General features: G+C 46.4%; 8 protein-coding genes. 2 read left to right on the forward strand and 6 right to left on the reverse strand.

Translation table 11 applies throughout. From position 1 onward, the window contains the following. Window positions 1-115 precede the first annotated feature (115 nt). From dnaK to ODU39_RS09015, 6 genes are all read right to left on the reverse strand, one after another. Window positions 116-1,939: a molecular chaperone DnaK gene (dnaK, locus tag ODU39_RS08990; RefSeq protein ID WP_002943084.1), complete on the reverse strand. Its 1,824-nt coding sequence runs from the start codon at window positions 1,937-1,939 to the stop codon at window positions 116-118. Window positions 1,940-2,037: 98 nt separating this feature from the next. Then, window positions 2,038-2,559, reverse strand: a complete 522-nt coding sequence (grpE, locus tag ODU39_RS08995; RefSeq protein WP_269089031.1) for a nucleotide exchange factor GrpE — start codon at window positions 2,557-2,559, stop codon at window positions 2,038-2,040. Window positions 2,560-2,699: 140 nt separating this feature from the next. Continuing rightward, window positions 2,700-3,734 (reverse strand): heat-inducible transcriptional repressor HrcA, encoded by a 1,035-nt coding sequence (hrcA, locus tag ODU39_RS09000; RefSeq protein WP_044761805.1) that lies wholly within the window; start codon window positions 3,732-3,734, stop codon window positions 2,700-2,702. A gap of 318 nt (window positions 3,735-4,052) precedes the next feature. Further along, window positions 4,053-4,748 carry a histidine phosphatase family protein gene (locus ODU39_RS09005; protein WP_136670780.1) on the reverse strand — a complete coding sequence of 232 codons (696 nt, stop codon included), beginning with the start codon at window positions 4,746-4,748 and terminating at the stop codon, window positions 4,053-4,055. A gap of 72 nt (window positions 4,749-4,820) precedes the next feature. Continuing rightward, on the reverse strand, window positions 4,821-6,158 hold the full coding sequence (locus ODU39_RS09010; protein ID WP_105257153.1) for a PFL family protein: 1,338 nt from the start codon (window positions 6,156-6,158) through the stop codon (window positions 4,821-4,823). Window positions 6,159-6,169: 11 nt separating this feature from the next. Then, on the reverse strand, window positions 6,170-6,436 hold the full coding sequence (locus ODU39_RS09015) for an ACT domain-containing protein (protein WP_029173833.1): 267 nt from the start codon (window positions 6,434-6,436) through the stop codon (window positions 6,170-6,172). A gap of 257 nt (window positions 6,437-6,693) precedes the next feature. Here ODU39_RS09015 and ODU39_RS09020 point away from each other — a divergent pair, with 257 nt between their 5' ends. Further along, window positions 6,694-8,436 carry an ABC transporter ATP-binding protein gene (locus ODU39_RS09020; protein WP_398580278.1) on the forward strand — a complete coding sequence of 581 codons (1,743 nt, stop codon included), beginning with the start codon at window positions 6,694-6,696 and terminating at the stop codon, window positions 8,434-8,436. Then, window positions 8,426-10,174 carry an ABC transporter ATP-binding protein gene (locus ODU39_RS09025; protein ID WP_398580279.1) on the forward strand — a complete coding sequence of 583 codons (1,749 nt, stop codon included), beginning with the start codon at window positions 8,426-8,428 and terminating at the stop codon, window positions 10,172-10,174. Before ODU39_RS09020 ends, ODU39_RS09025 begins: the two co-directional genes overlap by 11 nt. Window positions 10,175-10,350 lie beyond the last annotated feature (176 nt).

Genomic DNA, 10,350 nt, shown 5'->3' on the forward strand with positions numbered 1-10,350 from the left:
TAAGATAAGAACTGAGTTCGAGCTAAGAACTTCGGAAAAAAGATAACTTTCCTTGAATGCAAGCATTCAGCGTCAAGTTCCTATTTTTCTGTCGTTCTTTTAACGCTCTCACATCTTATTTTTCAGTAAACTCGCCGTCTACGACATCATCGCCTGCGTTGTTAGCTGTTTGAGCACCTTCTTGGCCTGCAGCTGCTTGTTGTGCTGCTGCGGCTTGCTCGTAGAGTTTCACTGCAAGGGCTTGGGCTTTTTCATTGAGGTTTTCGAGTTTAGCCTTCATGTCGTCCAAGTTGTTAGCTTCTTGAGCTGCTTTCAACTCATCAAGAGCTGCTTGAGCTTGGTCACGTTCTGCGTCGAAGCCTTTGCCTTCTGTTTCTTTAAGGGTTTTCTCAGTCGCAAAGATTGCTTGGTCCACATCGTTACGAAGGTCTACTTCTTCCTTACGTTTCTTATCTGCTTCTGCGTTTGCTTCTGCATCTTTCATCATGCGGTCGATTTCTTCATCTGTCAAACCTGAGTTAGACTGGATAACGATGGTTTGTTCTTTTTGCGTACCAAGGTCTTTGGCTTTTACAGAAACGATACCGTTCTTGTCGATGTCGAATGTTACTTCGATTTGTGGGATACCTCGAGGTGCTGCAGGGATATCTGTCAATTGGAAACGACCAAGAGTCTTGTTGTCCGCTGCCATTGGACGCTCACCTTGAAGCACGTGGATGTCAACAGCTGGCTGGTTATCTGCCGCAGTTGAGAAGACTTGTGACTTAGAAGTTGGGATGGTTGTGTTGCGGTCGATGAGTTTTGTAAATACACCACCCATTGTTTCAATACCAAGTGACAATGGTGTTACGTCAAGGAGAACAACGTCCTTGACATCACCAGTGATCACACCACCTTGGATTGCCGCACCCATAGCAACAACTTCGTCAGGGTTTACAGATTTGTTTGGCTCTTTACCAGTTTCAGCTTTTACAGCTTCTACAACGGCTGGGATACGAGTTGAACCACCGACAAGGATTACTTCGTCAATTTCTGACAAGCTAAGGCCTGCATCTGAAAGGGCTTGACGAACAGGAACTTTTGTACGTTCTACAAGGTCGTAAGTCAATTCGTCGAATTTGGCACGTGTCAATGTCATTTCCAAGTGAAGCGGACCTGCTGCACCTGCAGTGATGAACGGCAAGCTGATTTGAGTTGACGTTACACCTGAAAGGTCTTTTTTCGCTTTTTCAGCCGCGTCTTTCAAACGTTGAAGGGCCATTTTGTCAGCTGACAAGTCGATGCCGTTTTCTTTCTTAAATTCTGCTACCATGTGGTCGATAATCTTTTGGTCAAAGTCGTCACCACCGAGTTTGTTGTCACCTGCTGTGGCAAGTACGTCAAAGACACCGTCACCGAGTTCAAGGATAGATACGTCGAAAGTACCACCACCAAGGTCGAACACCAAGATTTTCTCGTCTTTGTCAGTCTTATCCAAACCGTAAGCAAGGGCTGCTGCAGTTGGCTCGTTGACAATACGTTCTACTTCAAGACCCGCGATTTTACCAGCGTCTTTTGTTGCTTGACGTTGAGCATCGTTGAAGTAAGCAGGAACTGTGATAACGGCTTTGGTTACTTTTTCCCCAAGGTATTCTTCAGCGTAGCCTTTCAAGTATTGAAGGATCATAGCTGAGATTTCTTGTGGAGTGTATTCTTTGCCGTTTGCTGAAACTTTTTCAGAAGTTCCCATTTTTGATTTGATAGAGATAATGGTATCTGGGTTAGTTACCGCTTGGCGTTTTGCCGCGTCACCAACGATGATTTCACCATTTTTGAAAGACACAACAGACGGAGTTGTGCGGTTTCCTTCTGGGTTTGCGATGATTTTTGATTCAGTTCCTTCAAGAACTGCAACTGCTGAGTTTGTTGTACCTAAGTCAATACCGATAATTTTAGACATGTGTGTTACCTCTTTTTTATTTACTTTTTATGTTCAATTTAGCCTAGTTTAACGACATCTCGGTCAAGAATCTTTTTTAGGGGGAAATAGCAGAGCGACTACTCAGACACCACCACCATAGCAGGTCTCAGCAAGCGTTCATGCAACTTGTAGCCTTTTTGGAAGACTTGGGCAATGTGTTCTGCTGGGCAGTCGTCTGTTGCTGGAACGGTTTGAATGGCCATGTGAAGATTTGGGTCAAAGACATCTGTTGCAACTTCTTCCACCCCTTCTTCTTTGAGGGCTTGAATCAAGCTTTCCTGTACCATTTCCAAGCCTTTTTTGACATCTTCTGTCAGGCCTTCGACTTGAAGGGCACGTTCCAAGTTATCCAAGCTCGGCAAGATTTTCTTAGCCAAGTCTTGCGAACGGTAACGCTGAATGGTTTGGCGTTCCTCGTTGGCACGGCGTTGAATATTTTGCATTTCAGCGTGGGCACGGAGGTACTTGTTTTCAAATTCCTCTGCACGCTCGTTTGCCAAGTCCAATTCTGATTTTTCAGGAGCTTCGACAACTTCTTCTGTTGTTTCAACCTCTTCTACGATTTCTTCGTTTTTGATTTCTTCTGACAAGTTGTTCACCTCTTCATTTTCTATTATTACTTTGACAAATAATAAATTGAGTTCGGGCTAGAAACTCAGAAAAAAGATAGATTTCCTTGTATCTGATGACACCACGTCAATCTCCTATTTTTCAATCGTTTCCTTCACGCCCTCACATCTTAATTTACCTCATAATGATTACTACTTAGATAACGGTAGTAATCGGTTAATTTCATAAATAGGACGCGGCTGATGATGTTGATTAAGCTCATCTGCCTACGGTAGTCCATGTCAACAGGACCAAGCAAACTCATCTGGGCCATGCCCCGATAGGGGATTGGAAAGCGATGATGAATGACTGTCACATCCGCTAAGGCAGGATCCCTATGTTCCGCCACAGAAATGCTGGTCTGCTGGTTTGGCGCCAAGCCTTGCCGCAACTCTGGGGCTAATAGCTGTGGGCTATCCAAGAGCTGATAGGTGGCGAGATTGCCATAGGTCAGCGAAGCGACCTTTCCACTGATAAAGACTGATTCTTGGAAGAGGTTGGAAAAGATGTAGTCCATGAGATCCAAGACATTGTCCGTCGTGGTAAAGTAACGTTGCACCACCTGGGGAATCTCCGTCCGCAGCTTGTAGTGGATTGCCAAGACCGTCTGGTCAACGAAGCGTTCATCCACCAGGCGTTTGAGCACTTCCAAGTCCCTGGTCAAAAAGTTCTTTGGAATGGCAAACTGGACAGTGACAGGTTTGGACTGGTCCAAGGTCAAGACTGCCAAGGCATCGTGGCTACTGAGCTGCACGATGTCAAAGGAAGTCAACTGCTGACTGGTCGGCTCCACATCTAAGATAACCGAAGTGTAGCCTGTCAAATCAGCTAGGACTGTACTGGCCCGCTCCAAGATGTCTTCCAGCTTGAAGGCTTCAAAGTCGAAAGCCTTGACCACCTGATAAACATCTTCTTCATTGATGTGTTCCAAGTTGAGCGAGTGGTTGACAAAGTATTGAAAACCAGCCCGACTGGGCATCCGACCGCTTGACGTGTGAGCCTTTTCTAGCAAGCCCAACTGCTCTAGCTTAGCCATATCATTGCGAATGGTAGCCGAACTAGATGCAATCATCTCCTGCAAGGCCTTAGAACCAACCGGCTCATGATGGCGCGTAAACAATTCAACAATCAGATTCAAAATATCATTTTGACGTTGGGTAATCATCTCCGCTCCTTTCATGAACACTGTTTTAGTTACGCTCAATGAAAATCGACAGTAGCCTAGGAAGCGAAGCCGAATGTAGAACTGAGGTTCACAAAGGCAAGCTGACAACGGATAGTGTTGATTTTTGAAGAGCGTTAGCACTCGCGTATATAGAGTGCTAACAACTTATACTCCCATTATACGCTGAAAAAATGGATTGTCAAGAGAAAAAACCAAAAAATTAGCACTCTTTTACCTAGAGTGCTAAAAATCGGTCTGAAGACCTAGAATGGTGGATTGTCAACAAAAAAATCAGAGAAAAATCCCTGATTTCATATCTTATTCCCCTTGGGCAATCAATTCTGCTCCGCGTTTGCGGTAGGATAGGTCGCCAACTGCTTCAATTAAAAGCTTGCCATTTTCGTATTTGAGGACGGTGATCGAGCCGTTATCCAGGAAGACATTGGCTCCACGCTCTGGCTCCAACAGATGGGCCAGGGTTGCAATGGTCATACCATGACTGACCACAAAAGCATTGCCGCCGCCCTGCTTTTCCAAGTCTTGGGCGATAGACTCAAAACCTGTCAAGATACGGTTGCTCAAAACCTCCCATGATTCCGCCCAGCCAGCTGTATCTGCTTCTTGGATACCTGCTGCGATTTCCGCAAAGGACATGCCTGTCGCATCAACTGTCCCTTTCAAACGAGGCAGGACACCTTGGAAAAGCTCGGCATCATACATGCCCTCGAAACTACCAAAGCACCATTCACGGATACGCTTGTCTTGGTAATATGGGATTTTTCCTAAAATTCCTAACTCACGCTGGGCGATGGTCATGGTCTGAACGGTCCGCCCCAGGTCACTGGATACAGCTAGTTTAAAATCAAGGCCCGCATCCTTGAGCCCCAAGCCCAGTTCACGAATTCCTTCCTCACCGGCCTTGGTCAGCGGTGTATCACACCAGCCCTGCACGCGCCCGATGGTATTAAACATGGTTTTCCCATGTCGAGAAATATATAATCTTACATCTGCCATAGTGTTCTCCTTGTCTTTTCTTACTATTAGTATAGCAAAAAACCGACTGCTTGTCGCAATCGGTTTACGTTTTTAGTTCTTAAAGCTATGAATCGGTGCTGGAATTTGTCCGCCACGGTTGATAAAATCCACAGACGAAGCCTGGTTGACCTTCATAACAGGAGCTGTTCCCAGAAGCCCACCAAATTCAATCATGTCCCCTTCTTTTCCAAGTGGAATAATACGGACCGCAGTGGTTTTCTGGTTGATAACCCCAATGGCCGCCTCATCCGCAATCATAGCCGCGATAGTTTCAGCAGGCGTTGTTTCTGGAATAGCAATCATGTCCAAACCAACTGAACAGATAGCCGTCATAGCTTCCAATTTTTCAAGGTTGAGCGAGCCATTTTGCACCGCCGCAATCATGCCCTCGTCCTCAGACACAGGGATGAAGGCACCTGATAAGCCACCGACTTGGTTGCAGGCCATAACTCCACCCTTTTTGACTGCGTCATTGAGCAAAGCCAGGGCAGCAGTCGTTCCGTGCGTACCTACGGTTTCTAAGCCCATTTCCTCCAAGACCCGAGCCACTGAGTCTCCAACAGCTGGCGTCGGAGCAAGGGACAGGTCCACGATACCGAACTTGACATCCAGGCGTTCGCTGGCCATATTGCCGACCAACTGACCGATACGGGTAATCTTGAAGGCAGTCTTTTTGACGGTTTCTGCCACCACATCAAAGCTCTCGCCACGCACTTTTTCAAGGGCACGCTTGACCACACCAGGACCAGACACGCCGACATTGATAACCACATCCGCCTCGCCGACACCATGGAAGGCACCAGCCATGAAAGGATTGTCCTCGACCGCATTGGCAAAGACCACCAGCTTGGCCGCTCCCATATCAGAAGCCTCCGCCGTCTCCTTGATGATCCGCCCCATATCCCGCACAGCCGTCATGTTGATACCCGTCTTGGTCGAGCCGATGTTGACTGACGAGCAGACTTTTGTCGTTTGGGCCAATGCCTGCGGTATAGAGTTGATGAGGATTTCATCACCTTTTTGGTAACCCTTTTGAACGAGGGCTGAAAAACCTCCGATAAAATCGATGCCGATCTCATGAGCCGCCTTGTCCAAGGCATGAGCCAAGGGAAGATAATCCGTCGCATCCGTCGCCGCACCAATCAAAGCAATTGGCGTTACCGACACCCGTTTGTTGACAATGGGAATTCCCAGCTCCGCCGCAATCTCATCACCGACTGCTACCAAGTTCTTGGCCTTGGTCACAATTTTAGCGTAAACTTTCTCAGCAGCCTTTTCGATGTCCGAGTCAATACAGTCCAAGAGGGAGATCCCCATGGTAATGGTCCGAATATCGAAGTGCTGCTCCTCGATCATCTCAATGGTTTCTCTAACCTGTCTAATGTCCATGATTGCTCTCCTTACAAGTTGTGCATGGCATCAAAAATCGCCGCACTTTGAATGTTGATTTTCACATTCAAAGCCTGACCATAGGCTTCTAGTTCTGCACGAAGTTGCGTGAAATCTTTCTTCTCATCTGATGACACCACCGCCATCATGGTAAAATACTCATCCAAAACAGTCTGAGAAATGTCATCAATATTGAGTCCCAATTCCGCAATCTTAGTCGCAACACCCGCAACGATTCCTGACTTGTCCTTACCGACAACTGTAACAATAGCTTTCATCTGAACACCTCTTCTAAATTTTCATATATTTTATCATAAATAGACAGAAAAAGGTAGAAATCGTCTAGATTCTACCTCTATCATACGTGTTTACAACTCCAACTGTTTCTTCTATTCGGCTACGGCTAGAGTTGCCTAGTTTTTAAGTTGCAAACTTTCTATTTCTGCCAGTCTATGATACACTAGTGTCACCGAATTTCACTAGATTGTTGGTGGTGACAAGCTACCAACCTTTCTTTTGTTCAGAAAGGATACTTATGAAGATTATCAAACAATTATGGTGGTTCTTTTCTCTTGAGAAAAAGGCCTACCTGATCGGGATTTTATCACTCTGTTTGGTCAGCGTCCTCAATCTCCTTCCCGCTTCTATCATGGGGCAGTTGATTGACCAGATTGCCAGCGGACAGTTGACTGAGCACCGCTTGCTACTCGGGGTAGCTGGGCTCATCTTGTCAGCCTTGGCCATGTACGGCCTCCGCTATCTTTGGCGAATGAACATCCTGGCAACATCTTATCGTCTAGGAAAAATCATGAGGGCTCGGCTGTTTGACCACTTTATGCACCTGCATCCAACCTTTTTTCAGCAATATCGGACTGGGGATTTAATGGCCCACGCAACCAATGATATCAATGCCCTGACCCGACTAGCAGGTGGTGGCGTCATGTCCTTTGTTGATGCTACCGTTACTGCCTTGGTTACACTGGTCACCATGAGTGTGAGCATTTCCTGGCAGATGACCTTGGTTTCAATCCTCCCCCTGCCCTTCATGACACTCACTACTAATTTTCTAGGCCGTCGTACCCATGAAAATTTCAAGGCTTCACAAGCAGCCTTTTCAGAGCTTAACAACAAGGTACAGGAAGCTGTTTCTAGTATAAAGGTCACTAAATCCTTTGGCTACCAAGAACAAGAAACGGCGGCTTTTCAGGAAGTCAACCAAGTAGCCTTCTTGCAGAATATCAAAACCATGCGGTACGATGCCCTGTTCAACCCTGCCGTCCTCTTCTTCATTGGCCTGTCCTACCTGCTGACCCTTCTAGTCGGCTCTCACTTCATCTCGCAAGGTCAGGTCAGTCTAGGCCAACTAGTAACTTTCATGACCTATTTAGATCTCCTAGTCTGGCCTCTTATGGCGATTGGTTTTTTGGTCAATATTAGCCAGCGTGGTGATGTATCTTACAATCGGATTCAGACTCTTCTCAGCATTTCCTCAGAGGTTATTGAAACAGATCAACCGCTTCCTGCACCGAGCAATGGAGAGATTGTCTATGAGATTAGCGAATTTGCTTATGATAACATACCAGTCCTCCAAGACATCCAGTTTCACATCAAAAAAGGGCAGACAATTGGCCTTGTGGGGCCAACAGGTTCTGGGAAGACCAGCCTGCTCAAGCTCCTCATGCGAGAATACGATGTGACAAATGGACGGATCTTGCTCAATCAAGAAAATATCAAGAACTACAAGCTAGCTGACCTACGACGATTAATCGGCTATGTACCCCAGGACCAGTTCCTCTTTGCGACCAGCGTTGCCGAAAATATCCGCTTCGGCAATCCCGATTTATCTCTAGATCAGGTAGAAGAGGCCGCTCGGGCTGTCCATGTCTATGAGGATATTCAGGATATGCCCGACCGCTTTGATACCATGGTTGGCGAGAAGGGGATTTCCCTTTCTGGCGGACAAAAACAACGGTTGGCTATGGCCCGTGCTATGATTCTCAATCCAGATATCCTGCTCTTGGATGACTCGCTCTCAGCGGTAGATGCTAAAACAGAACACGCTATTCTTGAAACCATTAAGAAAGAACGCCTTGACAAAACCACCATTATCACCGCCCATCGCCTGTCAGCTATTGTCCATGCCGATTTGATTCTGGTCCTTGAAGATGGGAAAATCGTAGAGCGAGGTCGTCACCAAGAATTACTAGATGAAAAAGGCTGGTACTACGATACCTATATGATGCAGCAACTCGAAAAGGAGGAAAGTGATGCTCTCTAAAACCAAGCAAGCTAGTGTTTTTTTGCGACTCTTGTCCTATCTCAAAGCTTATCGACTGCTGACAGTCCTTGCCTTGAGCTTTTTGCTGCTGACTACCGTGGTTCGCAGTCTAATTCCCCTTCTAGCCTCTTATTTTATCGACCACTACATTTCTACTATTTCAGAGACTGCTGAGGCTATTCTAGCGGTCTACTTTGCCCTCTATCTGCTCCAAATGGTGCTTCAATATTTTGGAAATCTCTGGTTTGCTAAAGTTTCCTATAGCATTGTGAGAGATATTCGCAGGGATGCCTTTGAGAGAATGGAAAAACTGGGAATGGCTTACTTTGACCAGACTCCTAGTGGTTCCATTGTTTCGCGAATCACCAATGATACAGAGAGCATTTCGGAGATGTTTTCAGGGATTTTATCCAGTTTTATCTCAGCTCTCTTTATTATCATCACGACTCTTTCGACAATGTTTGCTCTGGATTGGAAATTGACCAGTCTAATCGTTCTCTTTCTGCCCGTGATTTTCGTCCTAGTTGATCAGTACCGGAAGCGGTCTGCTCCCATTGTGGCTAAGACCAGGAGCCTGCTGAGTTCTATCAACAGCAAACTGGCTGAAAGTATTGAGGGGATTCGGATTATCCAGGCTTTTTCTCAGGAGGACCGCTTAAAAGCAGAGTTTGAAGCTATCAACCAGGAACATCTGGACTATGCCAGTCATTCTATGGCCTTGGACAGTCTCTTTCTCCGCCCTGCCCTGTCACTTGTTAAGATTTTGGCCTATGCCCTACTCATGACTTATTTTGGTTTGGACTGGTCACAGGCTGGAATTTCTGCTGGTCTTATCTATGCTTTCATCCAGTATGTCAATCGTCTTTTCGATCCCTTGCTGGATGTCACGCAGCATTTTTCCACCCTTCAAACCTCTATGGTATCTGCCGGACGGGTCTTTACGCTCATGGACCAGACCATCGAGGAGCCACTACAGCTGGACCGAGAGGCCAAGATTGACAAGGGGCACATTGTCTTTGAGGATGTTTGCTTTTCCTATGACGGTAAGCGACAAATTCTGGACAAGGTTTCCTTTGAAGTGAGACAGGGGCAGACCATCGCCTTTGTGGGTGCTACGGGGTCGGGCAAGTCCTCTATCATCAATGTCTTTATGCGTTTCTATGAGTTCCAATCTGGACGGATTTTGATTGACGGTCAGGATATTCGTAGCTTTTCGCAAGAAGAATTGCGGTCCGCGATTGGCCTAGTCCTGCAAGATCCCTTCCTCTTCCACGGAACTATTGCTTCCAATATCCAGATGTATCAGGAGATTTCTCAGGAGGAGATTGAGGAAGCCGCACGCTTTGTGGATGCTGCTCCCTTTATTGAGAAACTTCCTGACACATACAATCACCTGGTCACCGAGCGAGGCACTGCCTTTTCGACAGGTCAACGGCAACTGCTAGCCTTTGCTCGCACCATGGCCAGTAAGCCCAAGATTCTCATCTTAGATGAGGCGACTGCCAATATCGATTCTGAGACAGAGCAGACGGTACAATCTTCTCTGGAAAAAATGCGAAAAGGGCGGACAACCATTGCTATCGCCCACCGCTTATCCACCATTCAAGATGCCGACTGTATCTATGTCTTGGACAAGGGAAAAATTATCGAGTCTGGAAACCACGAGCAGCTCCTAGCTCTCAATGGTCACTATCACCGTATGTATCAACTACAAGCTGGCCAATTGGCAGCGACCTAGAGACCACACCACAACAAAAGCCAAGTTCACAAAGAACTTGGCTTTTTTCTTATTATGGCTTCGAGCCAGTTTTTCTCGTAGAGAAAAACAAGAAAACCACCAGCTATGCTGGTGGCTGACAAGGCTTTGAGCTTCCATTTCTTTTTCCTGATATAATCTAATTGTTCAGGTTAGAT

The sequence above is a fragment of the Streptococcus sp. 2021WUSS126 genome, assembly GCF_044427255.1.
In the GTDB taxonomy this organism is placed as follows: domain Bacteria; phylum Bacillota; class Bacilli; order Lactobacillales; family Streptococcaceae; genus Streptococcus; species Streptococcus hashimotonensis.

Coding starts and splice junctions, on each gene's coding strand:
- ODU39_RS09025 (WP_398580279.1), top strand. CDS start 8,426: ATGCTCTCTAAAACCAAGCAAGCTAGTGTTTTTTTGCGACTCTTGTCC.
- dnaK (WP_002943084.1), bottom strand. CDS start 1,939: ATGTCTAAAATTATCGGTATTGACTTAGGTACAACAAACTCAGCAGTT.
- ODU39_RS09005 (WP_136670780.1), bottom strand. CDS start 4,748: ATGGCAGATGTAAGATTATATATTTCTCGACATGGGAAAACCATGTTT.
- ODU39_RS09020 (WP_398580278.1), top strand. CDS start 6,694: ATGAAGATTATCAAACAATTATGGTGGTTCTTTTCTCTTGAGAAAAAG.
- hrcA (WP_044761805.1), bottom strand. CDS start 3,734: ATGATTACCCAACGTCAAAATGATATTTTGAATCTGATTGTTGAATTG.
- ODU39_RS09010 (WP_105257153.1), bottom strand. CDS start 6,158: ATGGACATTAGACAGGTTAGAGAAACCATTGAGATGATCGAGGAGCAG.
- ODU39_RS09015 (WP_029173833.1), bottom strand. CDS start 6,436: ATGAAAGCTATTGTTACAGTTGTCGGTAAGGACAAGTCAGGAATCGTT.